General features: G+C 65.0%; 1 protein-coding gene. It reads left to right on the forward strand.

All coding sequences use genetic code 11. The features are described from left to right. Positions 1-461 (forward strand): MaoC family dehydratase (locus tag AC805_RS24850; protein ID WP_072143656.1); only part of this gene is annotated, 461 nt, incomplete at its 5' end. Positions 462-540 lie beyond the last annotated feature (79 nt).

Genomic DNA, 540 nt, shown 5'->3' on the forward strand with positions numbered 1-540 from the left:
ATTACGAAGAGTTCGCGATCGGCGATGTCTACGAGCACCGGCCGGGCCGCACCATCAGCGAGACCGACAACACCTGGTTCTCGCTGCTCACGATGAACACCCATCCGCTGCATTTCGACCGCGAATACGCAGCCCATTCGGAATTCGGCCGCCCCCTCGTCGCCAGCCCTCTCACCTTGTCGATCGTGGTCGGCATGAGTGTCTCCGACGTCTCGCAAAAGGCCAAAGCCAATCTCGGCTGGAAGGAGATCCGCCTGACCGCGCCGGTGTTCTGCGGCGACACGCTCTATGCGGAGACCGAAGTGCTCGAGAAGCGCGAATCCGCGAGCCGGCCGGGAGACGGCATCGTCACGGTCAAGACGATCGGCCGCAACCAGGACGGCGTCGCCGTCTGCGACTTCGTCCGCTCGATGCTGGTCCCTAAGCGCGGCCACGGCGTCGACGACGCCGCCAACTATTGAGCCGGCCGATGCGCAACGCCCCCCTGCCCGCCGACGAGGAACAGGCCCTCTTCGACACGATCGATCGCTGGCTCGACAC

Origin of the sequence: Pseudanabaena sp. 'Roaring Creek', assembly GCF_001402795.1 — a bacterium.
Lineage (GTDB): Bacteria > Cyanobacteriota > Cyanobacteriia > Pseudanabaenales > Pseudanabaenaceae > Pseudanabaena.